General features: G+C 53.6%; 18 protein-coding genes and 1 other RNA gene. 5 read left to right on the top strand and 14 right to left on the bottom strand.

Going from position 1 to position 15093, the window contains the following annotated elements:
- Position 1: 1 nt before the first annotated feature.
- From fliR to orn, 8 genes are all read right to left on the bottom strand, one after another.
- Positions 2 to 781 carry a flagellar biosynthetic protein FliR gene (gene fliR / locus R6U90_RS05485; RefSeq protein WP_410351664.1) on the bottom strand — a complete coding sequence of 260 codons (780 nt, stop codon included), beginning with the start codon at positions 779 to 781 and terminating at the stop codon, positions 2 to 4.
- A gap of 3 nt (positions 782 to 784) precedes the next feature.
- Positions 785 to 1054, bottom strand: a complete 270-nt coding sequence (gene fliQ, locus R6U90_RS05480) for a flagellar biosynthesis protein FliQ (RefSeq protein WP_410351771.1) — start codon at positions 1052 to 1054, stop codon at positions 785 to 787.
- A gap of 12 nt (positions 1055 to 1066) precedes the next feature.
- On the bottom strand, positions 1067 to 1801 hold the full coding sequence (gene fliP / locus R6U90_RS05475) for a flagellar type III secretion system pore protein FliP (RefSeq protein WP_410351663.1): 735 nt from the start codon (positions 1799 to 1801) through the stop codon (positions 1067 to 1069).
- A 17-nt stretch (positions 1802 to 1818) separates the two neighbouring features.
- Positions 1819 to 2262 carry a flagellar biosynthetic protein FliO gene (fliO, locus tag R6U90_RS05470; protein WP_410351662.1) on the bottom strand — a complete coding sequence of 148 codons (444 nt, stop codon included), beginning with the start codon at positions 2260 to 2262 and terminating at the stop codon, positions 1819 to 1821.
- Positions 2259 to 2678, bottom strand: a complete 420-nt coding sequence (fliN, locus tag R6U90_RS05465) for a flagellar motor switch protein FliN (RefSeq protein WP_410351661.1) — start codon at positions 2676 to 2678, stop codon at positions 2259 to 2261. The genes fliO and fliN overlap by 4 nt, the downstream gene beginning before the upstream one ends.
- A gap of 7 nt (positions 2679 to 2685) precedes the next feature.
- Complete coding sequence (gene fliM / locus R6U90_RS05460; RefSeq protein WP_410351660.1) at positions 2686 to 3702, bottom strand: flagellar motor switch protein FliM; 1017 nt, start codon at positions 3700 to 3702, stop codon at positions 2686 to 2688.
- Positions 3703 to 3711: 9 nt separating this feature from the next.
- Positions 3712 to 4233 carry a flagellar basal body-associated protein FliL gene (fliL, locus tag R6U90_RS05455; protein WP_410351659.1) on the bottom strand — a complete coding sequence of 174 codons (522 nt, stop codon included), beginning with the start codon at positions 4231 to 4233 and terminating at the stop codon, positions 3712 to 3714.
- 259 nt (positions 4234 to 4492) lie between these two features.
- Positions 4493 to 5050 (bottom strand): oligoribonuclease, encoded by a 558-nt coding sequence (gene orn / locus R6U90_RS05450; protein WP_410351658.1) that lies wholly within the window; start codon positions 5048 to 5050, stop codon positions 4493 to 4495.
- 86 nt (positions 5051 to 5136) lie between these two features.
- Between orn and R6U90_RS05445 the strand changes: the two genes are divergently transcribed.
- The 4 genes from R6U90_RS05445 to rsgA are packed head-to-tail and all read left to right on the top strand — an operon-like array spanning position 5137 to position 8039.
- The gene (locus tag R6U90_RS05445; RefSeq protein ID WP_410351657.1) at positions 5137 to 6381 is read left to right on the top strand and encodes a M48 family metallopeptidase; all 1245 of its coding nucleotides are present in this window, start codon (positions 5137 to 5139) and stop codon (positions 6379 to 6381) included.
- 34 nt (positions 6382 to 6415) lie between these two features.
- Positions 6416 to 6730 (top strand): cytochrome c, encoded by a 315-nt coding sequence (locus R6U90_RS05440; protein WP_410351656.1) that lies wholly within the window; start codon positions 6416 to 6418, stop codon positions 6728 to 6730.
- Between the two features lie 5 nt (positions 6731 to 6735).
- Positions 6736 to 7065, top strand: coding sequence for a 4a-hydroxytetrahydrobiopterin dehydratase (locus R6U90_RS05435; RefSeq protein ID WP_410351655.1), 330 nt, complete (start codon positions 6736 to 6738; stop codon positions 7063 to 7065).
- Positions 7032 to 8039 carry a small ribosomal subunit biogenesis GTPase RsgA gene (gene rsgA / locus R6U90_RS05430; protein ID WP_410351770.1) on the top strand — a complete coding sequence of 336 codons (1008 nt, stop codon included), beginning with the start codon at positions 7032 to 7034 and terminating at the stop codon, positions 8037 to 8039. Before R6U90_RS05435 ends, rsgA begins: the two co-directional genes overlap by 34 nt.
- Before the next feature lie 263 nt (positions 8040 to 8302).
- Here the strand turns inward: rsgA and motB are convergent, their stop codons facing one another.
- Positions 8303 to 9268, bottom strand: a complete 966-nt coding sequence (gene motB, locus R6U90_RS05425) for a flagellar motor protein MotB (RefSeq protein ID WP_410351654.1) — start codon at positions 9266 to 9268, stop codon at positions 8303 to 8305.
- Between the two features lie 17 nt (positions 9269 to 9285).
- Positions 9286 to 10143, bottom strand: a complete 858-nt coding sequence (gene motA, locus R6U90_RS05420) for a flagellar motor stator protein MotA (RefSeq protein ID WP_410351653.1) — start codon at positions 10141 to 10143, stop codon at positions 9286 to 9288.
- A gap of 222 nt (positions 10144 to 10365) precedes the next feature.
- On the opposite strand from motA, the gene R6U90_RS05415 reads away from it, so the two are divergent.
- Positions 10366 to 11841, top strand: coding sequence for an HDOD domain-containing protein (locus tag R6U90_RS05415; RefSeq protein ID WP_410351652.1), 1476 nt, complete (start codon positions 10366 to 10368; stop codon positions 11839 to 11841).
- An 80-nt stretch (positions 11842 to 11921) separates the two neighbouring features.
- On the opposite strand, the gene recR is transcribed toward R6U90_RS05415, so the two are convergent.
- The 4 genes from recR to ffs all read right to left on the bottom strand — a co-directional run bounded on the left by recR (position 11922) and on the right by ffs (position 15014).
- Entirely contained in the window at positions 11922 to 12521 is a 600-nt protein-coding gene (gene recR / locus R6U90_RS05410; RefSeq protein ID WP_410351651.1) for a recombination mediator RecR, read from the bottom strand.
- Between the two features lie 174 nt (positions 12522 to 12695).
- A complete protein-coding gene (locus R6U90_RS05405; protein ID WP_410351650.1) occupies positions 12696 to 13019 on the bottom strand; it encodes a YbaB/EbfC family nucleoid-associated protein in 324 nt (107 codons plus the stop codon).
- 30 nt (positions 13020 to 13049) lie between these two features.
- Complete coding sequence (gene dnaX / locus R6U90_RS05400) at positions 13050 to 14639, bottom strand: DNA polymerase III subunit gamma/tau (protein ID WP_410351649.1); 1590 nt, start codon at positions 14637 to 14639, stop codon at positions 13050 to 13052.
- 278 nt (positions 14640 to 14917) lie between these two features.
- An RNA gene (gene ffs, locus R6U90_RS05395) (signal recognition particle sRNA small type) lies at positions 14918 to 15014 on the bottom strand.
- Positions 15015 to 15093: the final 79 nt, after the last annotated feature.

Below are 15093 nucleotides of genomic sequence, written 5' to 3'. Positions count from 1 at the left end.
CTCAGGCGCCTCCGCTCAGTAGTTGCCGGATTAACTGATAGGTGTCGTTAAACATGCCCGTGCTTTGCGGCACCACGCTGGGCAATGTCAACAGAACCAGGGCAAAGCCGATTAGCATCGTCAACGGAAAACCGATAGCGAAAATATTCAGCTGCGGCGCAGACCGGGTCATAATGCCAAAGGCAAAGTTGACTACCAGTAACGAAGCCACGGCAGGAATCGCCATGCCCAGTCCCCCGGCGAAAATCAGACTGCCCCAGCTCACCACCTGCCAGAAGGTGTCTGCTGTCACACCTTGCGGACCGATGGGCATGGTTTGAAAGCTGTCGACTATCACTTCGATCATTACCAGATGGCCATTGAGCGTCAGAAAGACCAGTAACACCATCAGCATGTAGAACTGGCTGAGTACCGGAGCCTGGGCGCCATTTTGCGGGTCCACCATCAGGGAAAAACCCAACCCCATCTGCATTGCAACGATCTGACCACCGGTGACTACCGCACTGAAAACCAGTTGCAGGGTAACCCCCATCACTATGCCAATGAGTATCTGTTGACCGATAATAAACAGCATCATCGGACTTAACAGCTCCACTGCCGGTTGCGGCGGGAGCAGGGGTACAACCAGTGCGGTCACTGCCAGTGCCACTACCAGTCGCACACGAACAGGAACATACCGGGCCCCGAACACCGGTGCAGACATCACCAGCGCACCAATGCGAAACAGCGGCCAGAGGAAGGCGCCGATCAAACTGGTGAGTTCGCTGCCGGTAATAACCATGTATCATCCGATCAAATAGGGGATATCGCGCACCAGTCGCTGGGTGTAATCGATCAGCAACCGTAACAACCAGGGACCAGCCAGCATCAGTGTCAGCACAGTGGCAATCAGTTTGGGAATGAAACTCAGGGTCATTTCATTAATCTGCGTTGCGGCCTGGAACATACTCACCAGCAAACCAACCACCAGTGCCGGAACCAGAATCACCACGATCATAATCAACACCACTTCGAGGGCGTGCTGAAAAATACTGAGAACGCTATCCGGTGTCATCATCACGCTCCGCTATACATAGAAACTCGAGGCAAGTGTTCCCATGATGAGGTTCCAGCCATCGACCAGCACAAAAAGCATAATCTTGAATGGCAGTGATACAATCATGGGCGAAAGCATCATCATCCCCATAGACATCAGAACACTGGCCACTACCAGATCAATAATCAGAAACGGGATAAATAACAAAAAACCAATCTGGAACGCCGTTTTCAGTTCGCTGGTCACAAAGGCCGGCACCAGAACGGTAAATGGCACATCCGCCTCGGATTCGTAGCCATCATCACCCGCTATACTGGCGAACATATTGATATCTGCTGCGCGGGTCTGGCTCATCATGAATTCACGCAAGGGTTCGCCAGCCTTGATAGCGGCATCCTGCATGCCAAGCGACTCGTTCATATAGGGCTGAATGGCATCGTTGTTAATCTTGTTAAATACCGGTGCCATAATAAAAAAAGTCAGAAACAGAGCCAGGCCAAGCAACGTCTGGGTGGTCGGCGTCTGCATCAACCCCAGCGCCTGACGCAGAATCGCAAGCACGATAATGATACGGGTAAAGGAAGTCATCATCATCAATGCCGCCGGCAACAGTGTCAGCACCGTCATCAACGCGACGATTTGCAAACTCAAGCTGTAGGTCTGCTCGCCATCCTCGCCGGTCGTCATGGTCAGGGCATTGATACCATCCTGTGCCATGGCATCGTCAAACGGCAACAGCATGGCCGCTACCAGAAAAAACAACATTGACAAAGACGGGCGTTTCATTTGCGTGACGTTTGTTGTTTCAACAGTTGATTGAGTTTTTCCGCGAACCCGGACGACATTGCTTGCGGTGATTCATCGCTGACCGGTTTTTCCAGCACATGCAAGGTACGAACCTGTCCCGGGGCAACACCTACCAGTAACTGGGTCTCACCTACCTGTACCAGAACAATTTTTTCACGCTGACCAATTGACAGGCCGCCAAGAAGTTTGAGGCTGCCGCTGGCAACACTGTTAAAGGTCCCCAGCCGGCGTATGAACCATCCCATGCCAAAGATCAATGCAACGATGAACAGCAGGCCAAGCGCCATTTGCACATAGCTGCCACTACCGATCGGCTCGCTGGTCAAGGGGCCGGATTTGACTGTTTCGGCCGCCAGCAGCGCGCAGGAACTTGACAGACCTGCCAGAAACAGGCCCATTCTGGACAGAAATCGCTTCATTTGAGTTTTTTGACCCGTTCCGCAGGGCTGATAATATCGGTCAGACGAATGCCAAATTTCTCGTTCACGACCACTACTTCCCCATGCGCGATCAAAGTACCGTTAACCAGTACATCCAGCGGCTCGCCCGCCAGACGATCCAGTTCAATCACCGAGCCCTGGTTCAGTTGCAGCAGGTTACGAATATTAATCTGAGAACGTCCAATCTCCAGTGACAGGGTCACCGGCACATCCAGTATCACATCCAGGTTGATATCTTCGTTGCTGCGACTGCCTGATTCCTGAAGGTTCTCAAAGCCGGCATGCTGAACCTCTGTGGTTTGCTTGGCTGCCGCTTGATCACCGGCTTCCGCCGCTTCATCCATTGCAGCCGCCCATTCGTCCATAACTTCTGATTCGTCGTTTGTATCGTTCATGGTTACCTCACTTTGATTCCGTCATGGCCGTCTTCAGCAACGGGTTTTCCTTGGTTCGTTCCACCTGTTCAACGATCTTTATCGCCATATTGTTGTGGTGCACCCCATATTTGCCACGAAAGACCGGTATATCCTCGGCACGCACGGTAACCAGTTCGGGCATTTCTATTGGAATGACATCTCCCGCCTTAAGCTTCACAACATCCGCAAGGCTCATTGTGGCTTCGGTCAATGTGGCAGTCAGGTTTACCTCAGCCGACTTGATATCCTGGCGCAAAGCATGGGCCCAGCGTTCATCCCGCTCGGAGACATCGCTTTGTACGCCGGCATCCAGTAACTCACGAATCGGTTCAAGCATGGAATAAGGCATAGTGACCTGAAATTCGCCACCGCCCCCTTCCAGTTCGATATGAAAACGGGATACCACCACTACTTCCGAGGGACTGACGATATTGGCAAACTGCGGGTTGACTTCCATGTTCATAAATTCGAAGTTGATCGGCAGCACCGGCTTCCAGGCATCGATCAGATCATTAAAGGCATCTTCAAGTACCGTACTGACAACGCGTTGTTCGGTGGCGGAAAAATCGCGTCCTTCGATCTTGGCGTGCCGGCCAATCCCGCCGTAGTAGTTATCAACAATAATAAAAACCAGTTTGGGTTCGAATACGATCAGCGCTGTGCCGCGCAGGGGGCGCACGCGGGTCAGATTCAAGCTGGTGGGAACAAACATGCTGTGCACGTATTCAGAGAATTTCATCATTTCCACGCCCCCGACCGAAATTTCGGCAGCACGGCGCAGCATATTGAATAAACTGATACGAAACTTGCGCGCGAAACGCTCGTTAATCATCTCCAGCGTCGGCATCCGGCCGCGAACAATGCGATCATGACTGGCAAAGTCAAATCCACGCGCCACCCCGTCGTGGGCGGCAAAATCGTCCTCGGTATCAACGTCGCCACTGTCAACGCCATGTAACAGCGCATCGATTTCGTCTTGTGATAATAGATCGTTGACTGACATCCCGGGGCCCTATTGCATAATCAGGCTGGTGAAATAGACCTGCTCGATGCCGGGGTCATCTTCACCGGTCTGCAGTATCTGGTTAATGGTTTTCAAGGTCTCTTCGCGCAGGCGCAGTTTGCCTTCACGCGTGCTGAGCTCTTCGTAAGTCTGTTCGCTGAACAGAATCAGAAGCTCGCTGCGAATAACCGGCATATGCGTCTCGACCTGCTCGAAAACCCCGGAATCACGGGCCATTAACTGGATTTCCAGCTGTAGATAGCGGGCTTTGCCAGGATTCTCGAAATTGACCACGAACTCCGGTTCGAGTTTGAAATAATGCGCCGGTTTCGGTTGCGCTTCGACCACCTCCGCCGTCTCGCCCTCTTCCCCCTCGGCAGCGGCACTGTCATCATCACCGCTCATCAGGTACCAGGCGGCGCCAGCACCGGCGACCGCAAGCAAGAGTACGATCAGCACCACGAGCAAGATGGTATTCAGCTTGCTGCCGCTTTTTACGTCGAGATCCAGATCTTTTTCGTTATCTGCCATGAGCTTCCCCTGGGATTTAAAATCGCCGTCCATCCATCCGGGTGCAAAACATGTGCCAGTGGTTGTGCTGAATAATTTATTATTTAAAAACAATAGCTTGACAATGCAGATGCGCGAAACGCCAATCTCTTGACGGCCGACAACGCCGTAGCGCAGTCAGAAACCTGACTGACACGGCGGCCGCACGGGAACTCTGGCCCGGGTGATTTATCTAACTTTTGCGAGTTGTCAGGAGGTTATCCCCGCCGGGAGGCGGGATTCAATCGGAAGGAAAGGACTTGAGCAAGTGCTCACGATAGTAGCGTAATTCATTGATGGAATCGCGAATATCGTCCATTGCCAGGTGGGCGCCGTTTTTCGTCAATCCGCCGCAGATGGAAGGCGCCCAGCGCTTGGCCAGTTCCTTGAGGGTACTGACATCGAGATTGCGGTAATGGAAATATTGCTCCAGCTGGGGCATGCAACGCGCCAGAAAGCGACGATCCTGACAGATACTGTTGCCGCACATGGGCGAGGCGCGGGCCGGTACGTACTGACTCAGAAACGCCAGGGTCTCTGCCTCCGCTTCAGCTTCGGTCACCGTGCTGTTACGAACCCGCTCCACCAGACCTGACTGACCGTGCTGGCGTGTATTCCATTCATCCATGCCGGCCAGGATCTGATCGCTTTGATGAATCGCCAGAACCGGGCCTTCGGCCAGAATGTTGAGCTGGCTATCGGTAACGATGGTGGCAATTTCGATGATCATGTCGTTCTGGGTGTCCAGACCGGTCATTTCCAGATCGATCCAGATGAGGTTATTGCTGTCTGCACTCATAAAATTGGTTTCCGTCGTACGTCTCTTGCCAACCATTCTATCAGAGGCTAACCTGCCATGCTGCACTCTGAACAGGGAAATCCACGATGAATACGGTGACTCTTATTTTTATTACAGCACTGGCCCTGTCCGTCGCCCTGCAATGGTGGCTGGGTCAGCGTCAGGCACGTTATGTCAGTCAACATCGCGACCGTGTTCCGGAAGCATTTCAGGAACATATTGGCCTGAGCCATCACCAGAAAGCCGCCGATTATACGTTGGCCAAATTGCGTTTTGGCAAGACCGAGTTAGTAATTGGCATCGGTCTGCTATTACTCTGGACGCTCGGTGGTGGATTAAACATGCTGGATCACTTCTGGCGCGGGATGGAACTGTCACCGGTTCTCACCGGCCTGGCGGTAATTTTCAGCTTTATGCTGATTAGCAGCCTGCTGGATATCCCCCTGAGCCTCTATCGGACTTTCCGACTGGAGGAGCGCTTCGGGTTCAATCGCATGACCGGCAAATTGTTTGTTACTGACTTCATGAAAAACATGCTGCTGGCGGTGCTCATCGGAGGACCGCTATTGTGGCTCGTGCTATGGCTGATGCAGGATGCTTCGTCATTGTGGTGGCTATATGTATGGGCCATCTGGATGGGATTCAGTCTGCTGATGATGTGGGCCTATCCGACCTTCATCGCGCCACTATTTAACAGGTTCTCGCCGCTGGATGATCAGGCCCTGCGCGAGCGCATCGAGAAGTTATTGGCGCGCTGTGGTTTTCGCAGTAACGGTATTTTTGTCATGGACGGCTCGCGCCGTTCCAGTCACGGAAATGCCTATTTTACCGGTCTGGGTGATAACAAACGTATTGTCTTCTTTGACACCCTGCTCAAGTCCCTGACTCCGGATGAAGTGGAAGCAGTGCTGGCCCATGAGCTGGGCCATTTCCGCCGCCGCCACATTCCCAAGCGCATTGCGGTAATGGCCATGCTCAGTTTGGCCGGGCTGGCGCTGCTGGGCTGGTTGCTCGACTACGCGCCTTTCTATTATGGTCTGGGCGTAGAACAACCATCCACCTATATTGCACTGTTGCTTTTCATGCTGGTGATGCCGGTATTCACGGTCTATCTGCAACCGTTGATGGCGGCTTTCAGTCGCAAGCATGAATTCGAGGCCGATGACTTCGCCGCACGGCAAAGTGACGCGGGCACTCTGATTCAGGCCCTGGTTAAACTCTACCAGGAGAATGCCAGTACCCTGACTCCCGACCCGGTTTATTCGGCCTTTCATGATTCACATCCGCCAGCCCCGGTGCGTATCGCGCATTTGTCGAGTAAAATGAGTTAAGTGTTTACTTTACAAAACATAAGGTTTTAAGCCGATGCGTTTGCACCTCAGTCATAGCTTCCTGATCTGCCTTCTCCTGGCAGGCCCCGCGCAAGCCGGCGATCCCGAACGTGGGCGGGAACTGCACCGTGAAAACTGCATCAATTGTCACGCCTCGATGAAAAGCGGTATTTATGGCGAGGACGGTACCGGCATCTATGTCCGGGAAAATCGCCGTATCGAAACGCTTGAGGCATTGTATACCCAGGTGCGACGATGCAAGACCAGCCTGGGTGCCCCCTGGCCGGAGAGCCAGATTGAGGACGTGGTAAATTATCTAAACCAGAACTTTTACAAGTTCGAGGAGTAAAAACCATGGGACTTTCCGATAAAAGTTGTCAGTCACTGCCCAAAGGCAGCCCGGCACTCGATGCACAACAGGCTGCGCAATTACACAAGGAAATTCCCGGCTGGGAACTCATAGAAACCGAGCAGAGCCTGGCCCGTGAATTCAAGTTCAAGAATTTTTACGAAACCATCGAATTTGTTAACGCGGTTGCCTGGATTGCCAATCAGCAAGATCATCATCCGGATATCGAAGCCGGTTACAATCGCTGCAAGATTATCTTCACGACACACTCGGTTGGCGGGCTGTCGGAGAATGACTTTATCTGCGCCGCGCGGGTAAACGCGCTGTTTGCCTGATTGCCAGACAACAAGCCAATAGCTGCATGAGTGTTGACACGTCCACAGAAAGTGATTCTTTACAGTCAACCGAAAATCACAGGCAACAAACAGGACTGGTAATCGCCCATCACGGTTCCACTCTGCTGGTGGAAACAGCAGATCAACAGCTACGTGAGTGCCATAGCCGAAAAAGTGCGGGTCCGCTGGTTACCGGTGATCAGGTCATCGTTGAAACCGGCGAGCGCGACGATATTATCGTCCGACGGTTACCACGTCGTTCTGAACTGGCTCGTCCCGACAGCCGCGGCAAATCCCGTATTATTGCGGCCAACATCGATCAGATATTGATCGTCATTTCTCCTCGGCCCGCCTTCAAAGAGGCCCTGATCGATCGTTATCTGGTGGCTGCCGAACTCACTGGCATCACGCCCGTCATCGTCCTGAACAAGGTTGACTTGCTTACAAGCGAAGACGCTGCAGCCGTTAAACAGCGGCTCGCCGTTTATGAACAGATAGGCTACCGGCTGGTCGAGGTCAGCGCTAAAGTTGCGGACGGTTTCGACGCATTGCATCTGGTTCTGAACGGCCGCAACAATATCGTTGTCGGCCAGTCGGGTGTGGGTAAATCATCCCTGATTAATGCGCTGTTGCCCGAAGTCGATGCCCGGGTCGGCGATGTCTCCAGCGCGACCAACAAGGGAACCCACACCACTACGACCGCCCGGCTCTATCACTTGCCTCAACGGGACGGTAACATCATCGACTCACCGGGCATCCGTGAGTTTGGCCTGTGGCAAGTCGGACCAACTGATCTGGCTGCGGGATTTCGTGAGTTCAACACTTTTCGACCACACTGCAAATTCCGTGATTGCCTGCATCGCCAGGAGCCGGGCTGTGCCGTACGCACGTCAGTCCAAACCGGTGGAATCAGTCCGCAGCGTTACAAAAGCTACCTGAACCTGCTCGAATCTCTGCAACAGGACAACCATTGAGCGTCATTTTTTGGATTTTCTGTCAATTACGCGGAGGACGCGGAACCGCAAAGACGCAGAGAGTTCATTTTGATTTGAAATGCAAAAAGTGAGTTAATAACGACGTATATCGCAAAAGGCGAGAATGTCCGATTGAGATTTCGATAACAGCCTGTTTTGAAAGTGCTGATCGCGATCAAGGTCCGACTTATATAATTTTATTATTCTTCTCTGCGGCTCCGCGTCCTCTGCGTTTTTTCCCGCCAGACCTGAAAGTGACGAGACTATTCCGAGGCAGGCTCGTCTGGTTTAATTTCGAGGGTATCCATCTTGCCCTCGCCTTCCATCAGGGCCTGCTCAGCATCTCTGTTCAGCACGACGATGCTGATACGCCGATTCACAGGGTTGTACGGGTTTTCCTTGTCGAACAGTACCGAATCAGCAAGACCTACCACCCTGCCGAGCTGTTCCTGTGGCATTCCTCCTTCAATCAGTTCTCGGCGTGCGGCATTGGCGCGATCCGCCGACAGCTCCCAGTTGGAATAGGGTTTACGATAATCGTTGCCGTACTGGTCTTCATATTCGATATAACCCTTGGGAAAAGGCGTTGCATCGGTATGGCCGGCAATACTCACCTTGTTCGGCACATTGGCGGCAATGACCTGGGAAATATTTTGCAGGATTTCCTGAGTATAGGATTTGAGCTGATCGCTGCCCAGATCGAACATGGGGCGGTTTTTCTTATCGACAATCTGTACCCGCAGTCCTTCCGGTGTGATCTCCAGCAGCAGTTGATCCTTGAAATTCTTCAGCTGATCACTGCTTTCGATAGCCGCTTTGAGTTTTTGCAACAACTGGTCGAGTTGTTTTTTATCCTGCTGACGTATTACATCGCGAACACGCTCCTCCATCTTTTCCTGCTCGCTTTGTTCAACAGGATCGACTTGCGGGGCGTGTTGCTCGGACTTATGCCCTTCGCCTTTAGGAATATCCTTGGTGCCGCCAAGCTTGATCATACTGGTGCTGGCGCCGCCCGGGCCCTGTATGGCTGACGGGTTCTGAAACCAGTCGGAAATCCCCTCGCGCAACGCGTCATCGGAGATACCCAGCAGCCACAGCAACAGGAAAAACGCCATCATCGCGGTGACGAAGTCAGCATACGCGACTTTCCATGAGCCACCATGATGACCGCCGCCCTTCTTGACGACTTTCTTGATGACGATGGGTTGTTTTTTGTCCTCGGCGGCCACGCTGATAATCCGTCAGATTACTTCTTCTGTTCCTTGATATACTCCTCAAGCTCAAGGAATCCGGGACGATTGTGGCTGTAAAGCGCCTTGCGGCCAAATTCGACCGCAATCTGCGGCGTATAGCCGTTCAGGGTAGCCATAATGCAAATCTTGGCACATTCGAACAGCTTACCTTCTTCTTCTTCCCGGCTGGACATCGCAGCCGCCATAGGACCAACAAAACCGTAGGCCAGCAAAATCCCCAGGAAGGTGCCCACCAGAGCGGCCGCGACCTTCATACCCAGAATTTCCGGGGGCTCACTGATATAGCCCATGGTCACGACGACACCCATGACCGCCGCGACAATACCGAAACCGGGCAGGCCGTCCGAGGCAATCGTGACGGCATGGCTGGGCTGGGAAATTTCATGGTGATGGGTTTCGAGCTCGACATCCATCAACTGCTCAATTTCGAAAGCATTCATGTTACCGCCCACCATCAAACGCAGATAATCGCAGATAAATTCAATAAGATGATGATTGCTCATCAGTTTGGGATAAGCGGTAAAAATCTCACTCTCTTTCGGTTCATCGATATCGCTTTCCAGCGCCATCAACCCTTCCTTGCGCGCCTTGGCGAACAGGTTATACATCAGAGCCAGCAATTCCATATAGGTTTGCTTGCTGTATTTCGCTCCCTTGAGCAGCGCGGGCACACCTTTGAAGGCCGCGGTGATAATCCGTGGAGGATTGGCGATAATAAATGCACCCAGCGCCCCCCCACCGATAATCACGTATTCCGCCGGTTGATATAATGCCAGCATGTGTCCGCCAGCCATCATAAAGCCACCAAACACGGCACCACTGACGATAATTAAACCAATAATGAGCTTCATTGCCTCAAGCGGCTCCCTTCTTGTTGTGCAGATTCACGTGGCCTGACGGCATACACTCCCTTATCGTCTCAATGACCGGCAAACTTTAAAGGTTTCCGGCTCTCAATCTCAGTGACATTCCATGCTGGTTAATCTTTCACCAACCTAAAGCCTGCTGCCCGGATACCGATATAGACAGCATAACCAGGTTACCCCTGGCACCCAGCAACGATAAGGTTTTTCATGAGCAACCGGACCCTCAACGACTGGATCGACCGGTTCGGCAACGACCCGATTCCGGCTATTGGTCGCGCAATCAAGGAGTTACGACGCGTCAACAACGATGAACGTCGCTCCGTGCATGAGATTGTCGAGGTGGTGGAACGCGATCCCGGTTTGTCGGTCTTTGTGCTACGTCTGGCTAACAATAAAAAGCGCAGCAGTCTTTCCAGTGAGGTGACCTCGGTTCAGCAAGCAGTCATGTTGCTGGGCACCGGACAATTGCAAAAAATTCCGGAGCAACTGCCCGATCTTGAGAAAAGTCTGCCCGATGCTGCCCGAATGCGCCTGCTGAAAACCTTTTCCCGTACCTATCACGCCGCTTATCAAGCCCTTGCCTGGGCGCGCGAACGGCGCGATATGACCCCGGATGAGGTGTTTGCCGCCGCCCAGCTGCATTTTCTTGGTGAAATGGCCCTCGCCATACATGCTCCCGAACTGCTAGATCAAATTGATCAGATGTGTATTGAACAGCATTTGCCCTCCGAAGAAGCCCAGTATGTCCTGCTCGGTTTTACCCTTGACGAGCTGACCCTGTGTCTGGCCGAACAATGGCATCTGCCGGAATTACTCAAGGAATCCCTGCAGGCCGAAAACGCTCGTTTCCCTCGCGCTTACGGCATCATGCTGGCCGTGCAACTGGGCCGGCATGCCGCGATTAACTGGTACAGCAAAAAAACCCGTGAAATTGAGGAGAAGGTTGCCGAATGGCTGGGCCGGCCACTGGATGAGGTTATAGCCCGCAGTCATCAATTGGCTGCCCATATCGCCAATACTTCATACACGCTGTACCAGGTAGCGCCTGCGGCAGCGTTGCTGCCGCTGATTGCGCCCTCACAACCGGAAACCCGGACCGACGCCCCGGAGCAGGCCGAAGTTCCGGAAGCGACAGCGGATATCTGCCTGATGCCGCAATTGCCGGTGATACGTGATCTACTGCAACAACTTAGTGACACGCAAATATTCGACAAAAATCCTCAGGAGATTATAGAAACCGTTATCGAATCCCTGCATCATGGACTGGGCCTGAATCGCGTAGTCTTCGCCCGCCAGGATCCGGAAAAAAGAAAATTAATCGGCGAGAAAGTTATCGGCAGCAACAACGATCCGGTTTTCAGCCGGTTCGAGATTGATCTAAGCAGCAAACATCTCTTCAGCCTGCTTATGGAAAAAACCCAGGCAATTCTGATTAACGATCAGACCAGACAAAAGTTCTGGTCGCTGGTACCCGCTGACTTACAGAAAAAGATAAAGGTCAACTCCTTTATCGCAATGTCATTATATATACACGATCAGCCACTGGGCCTGATTTATGCCGATCGTCACAGCAACAATTGCCAGATAGATGAAAACACCTATCGTCATTTCAAAACCGTGTGCAAGCAGCTTGGCCAGGTTCTTGTGCAAATCCAGGAAAACAATCCGCAGAAAGTACTCTAATCACCCGCTGTGCTCCCTGCACTACGGGATAATGAAATTTGATAACGAGAATCAGTAATTCGACTAAATAATCTCGCACTTCAAATGCGATGGCGTTCCATGAATGCCCGCGACAGGGTACTGCTGTTAAGATATTCGAGTTCACCGCCCATCGGAACACCCTGGGCAATGCGCGATACATGGATACCTTCACGCCGGGCGGCCATCTCGGCAATATAATGGGCAGTGGCCTCACCTTCGACCGTGGCATTGGTCGCCAGAATCACTTCGCTGACTTCACCGCTGTCGAGACGCTCCCCGAGTTTGTCCAGACCAATATCCAGCGGACCGATTCCGTCCAGTGGCGACAAATGACCCATCAGAACAAAGAACAACCCCTTGTATTCAGTCGCCTGCATAATCGCCTGGACATCGGCCGGTGTTTCAACGATGCATAACAGACTGCGATCCCGGCTGTCACTGGCACACAACTGGCAGACCGGGGCCTCGCTCAGATTACGGCACTGCTCGCAATGGCCGACCTTCTCGATGGCCTCCTGCAGTGTCTGGGCCAGCAGGCGTCCGCCCTCGCGATCCCGATCCAGCAGATAAAACGCCATGCGCTGCGCCGACTTCGGCCCCACGCCGGGCAGGCAGCGCAACGATTCGACTAACTGGTTAATCAGGGGACTGTAGGACATGAAAAGTTATCCTGAATAATTCTCGCAGAGGCGCAAAGGCGCAAAGAATCGGAAGGGTAAAGTTCTGAGTTATTCAGTACTTGTGCCGCCCAGATAGGTCTGGTGCTTTTCAAACACTCAATCTCTTGTTTTCTTTGCGTCTCTGCGGCTTGGCGAGAGAATCATGAAAATAATTTAAAATGGCAGTTTGAAACCCTCGGGCAGGTTCATTCCGGCGGTCATACCGGAGAATTTTTCTTCCACGGTTTTTTCCACCTGGCGCACGGCGTCGTTAGTGGCCGCAGCCACCAGGTCTTCGAGCATTTCCTTGTCGTCGCCCACCAGACTGTCATCGATCTGGACGCGTTTAACATCATGCTTGCAGGTCATGGTGACCTGTACCAGCCCTCCACCGGACTGGCCGGTAACTTCCAGTTTGGCCATCTCTTCCTGGGCTTTTTGCATGTTGGCCTGCATCTGCTGGGCCTGCTTCATCAGATTGCCTATTCCGCCTTTCATAGTTTTACCTCAACGTATTGATGTCGGTTTTTAGTCGATCGGTTCCACGCTTGCGGTGTTGATCCGGGCGTCAAACGTTTCCATCAGATTTTTCACATTGGCGTCGTTTTCAATCGACGCCACTGCGGCACTTTGCCGCTCGTCACGCTCACGAGCTTCCCGGCGCGCCGGGGTTTCGCCTTCTACCTGGCCTACCTCGATACTCAGCTTGATCGGCTGGCCGAAATACTCGCTCAGTTGCTGTTGTAAACTGGCCTGGCGATCCCTGGTATACAGTGGAGCGCCGGTCTGGTCCAACGCCAGCTTGAGACTATTGCCTTCCCGGGCCAGTAAAACCGAGTGGGCCGCCAATTGCTTGACGGCGCCCCCGAGCGGCAAACTTCCCACGATCGTCGACCACTCCTGTTCAGCTGGTCTCCTCGTGGCCGGCGCCGGTGTGTTATCTGCCGATGCCGGTTTCGGTTTCGGGGGTGGCGGACGCGGCACCTCCGCCTGCGGCTTTTTTATCGCAACAGGCCCTCCACTATCGCCCGCCGCTACGGGCCGAAATGCCAGCATGCGTAGCAGCGCCATTTCCAGACCACTGCGCGGGTCCGGCGCCAGCGGCAGATCGCGCCGGCCAGTAAGAGCGATCTGGTAATAGAGCTGGACATCTTCCGGGCTCAGTTTTTCCGCCAGGGCCTGCAGCGCCGGTTGATCGCCCATACCCTCATGGTATACCCCGGGAACCTGCTGCAACAGCGCCAGTGAATGTAACAGACTGATCAGCTCCGCCAGCACCTCGCTGTAATCAGGGATGATATCGATAGCCTGCTGGATAATCTCCAGCACCTTCTGACCATCGCCGTCGGCCAGGGCATCGAGCAGTGCAAGCACCGGTTGTTGATCCAGCTTGCCGAGCATGGCGCGTACTTCTGCCTCATGCACCACCCCGCCGCCATAGGCGATAGCCTGATCCAGCAGACTCAGTGCATCGCGCATACTGCCATCCGCAGAACGGGCCAGCTGCTGCAAGGCCGGCATCTCACATTCAATGCCCTCCTGTTGCAGGACGTTTTCCAGATGCTGGACGATCAACTCCGCCGGCAGGCGACGCAGGTTGAACTGCAGGCAGCGGGATAAAATAGTGACCGGCAGTTTTTGCGGATCAGTGGTGGCAAGCAGAAATTTCACGTGCGGGGGCGGCTCTTCCAGGGTCTTGAGCAGGGCGTTGAAACTGTGCCCGGAGAGCATGTGTACCTCGTCAATCAGGTACACCTTGTAACGGCCGCGGGTCGGCGCGTACTGGACATTGTCGAGCAGATCACGCGTATCCTCGACCTTGGTGCGCGAGGCGGCATCCACTTCCAGCAAATCTACAAACCGGTTTTGATCGATCTCGGTGCAGGCACTGCAGACACCACAGGGCTGTGAGCTGACCCCCTGCTCACAGTTAAGCGATTTGGCGAAAATCCGCGCAATGGTGGTCTTGCCCACCCCGCGGGTACCGGTGAACAAAAAGGCATGATGCACCCGATCATTATCCAGCGCATTGATCAGCGCCCGCGACACATGCTCCTGTCCCACCAGCGTATCAAACGTACGCGGCCGCCATTTGCGTGCCAGGACCTGATAGCTCATGCTTTTTCCGAACCCATTCGAAGCTTCATGGAAAAGCCATTCTACCTGTCTGCGCGGGGCAGTGCATCAATTGGAAAACAGGGCCGAGGGACGAGGTACGAATGACAAGGAAGATCAAAGGCTTGCCTGATGGATCGCGAGCGGCTGCGCCGCGATTGATCTTGCCTATCGCACGGTATACCGCGCCGCAGGCGCTATGACATAAACAGGGCCGAGATACGCTGCGCTTTTTCTCGTCACTCGTACCTCGCCCCTTGTCACTGAAATAGGGTGACAGCTCGTACCAGCCACACCCCGGCGCCCGAGTCCACCGCTACGGCTGCTCCCTTCCGGGCCTGACCGGGTTCACGGTTTATCGTCGCGAGGGGACCGGCACAAGCTGCCATTGAACTGGCAGATGCGCCCAGAAACAAAAAGGGCCGCGGGTCCCTGGGTTTTCAAACATCCGAACCGC

The sequence above is a fragment of the Thiohalophilus sp. genome (assembly GCF_046483665.1).
Taxonomy (GTDB): domain Bacteria; phylum Pseudomonadota; class Gammaproteobacteria; order UBA6429; family Thiohalophilaceae; genus Thiohalophilus.
Note: the sequence above shows the minus strand (reverse complement) of the source record. Positions and strands in the feature narration are given on the sequence as shown.

Coding starts and splice junctions, on each gene's coding strand:
- fliM (WP_410351660.1), bottom strand. CDS start 3,702: ATGTCAGTCAACGATCTATTATCACAAGACGAAATCGATGCGCTGTTA.
- fliQ (WP_410351771.1), bottom strand. CDS start 1,054: ATGACACCGGATAGCGTTCTCAGTATTTTTCAGCACGCCCTCGAAGTG.
- R6U90_RS05405 (WP_410351650.1), bottom strand. CDS start 13,019: ATGAAAGGCGGAATAGGCAATCTGATGAAGCAGGCCCAGCAGATGCAG.
- dnaX (WP_410351649.1), bottom strand. CDS start 14,639: ATGAGCTATCAGGTCCTGGCACGCAAATGGCGGCCGCGTACGTTTGAT.
- motA (WP_410351653.1), bottom strand. CDS start 10,143: ATGAAGCTCATTATTGGTTTAATTATCGTCAGTGGTGCCGTGTTTGGT.
- R6U90_RS05445 (WP_410351657.1), top strand. CDS start 5,137: ATGAATACGGTGACTCTTATTTTTATTACAGCACTGGCCCTGTCCGTC.
- orn (WP_410351658.1), bottom strand. CDS start 5,050: ATGAGTGCAGACAGCAATAACCTCATCTGGATCGATCTGGAAATGACC.
- fliO (WP_410351662.1), bottom strand. CDS start 2,262: ATGAAGCGATTTCTGTCCAGAATGGGCCTGTTTCTGGCAGGTCTGTCA.
- R6U90_RS05435 (WP_410351655.1), top strand. CDS start 6,736: ATGGGACTTTCCGATAAAAGTTGTCAGTCACTGCCCAAAGGCAGCCCG.
- fliL (WP_410351659.1), bottom strand. CDS start 4,233: ATGGCAGATAACGAAAAAGATCTGGATCTCGACGTAAAAAGCGGCAGC.
- fliR (WP_410351664.1), bottom strand. CDS start 781: ATGGTTATTACCGGCAGCGAACTCACCAGTTTGATCGGCGCCTTCCTC.
- R6U90_RS05440 (WP_410351656.1), top strand. CDS start 6,416: ATGCGTTTGCACCTCAGTCATAGCTTCCTGATCTGCCTTCTCCTGGCA.
- R6U90_RS05415 (WP_410351652.1), top strand. CDS start 10,366: ATGAGCAACCGGACCCTCAACGACTGGATCGACCGGTTCGGCAACGAC.
- recR (WP_410351651.1), bottom strand. CDS start 12,521: ATGTCCTACAGTCCCCTGATTAACCAGTTAGTCGAATCGTTGCGCTGC.
- fliP (WP_410351663.1), bottom strand. CDS start 1,801: ATGTTGTTTTTTCTGGTAGCGGCCATGCTGTTGCCGTTTGACGATGCC.
- fliN (WP_410351661.1), bottom strand. CDS start 2,678: ATGAACGATACAAACGACGAATCAGAAGTTATGGACGAATGGGCGGCT.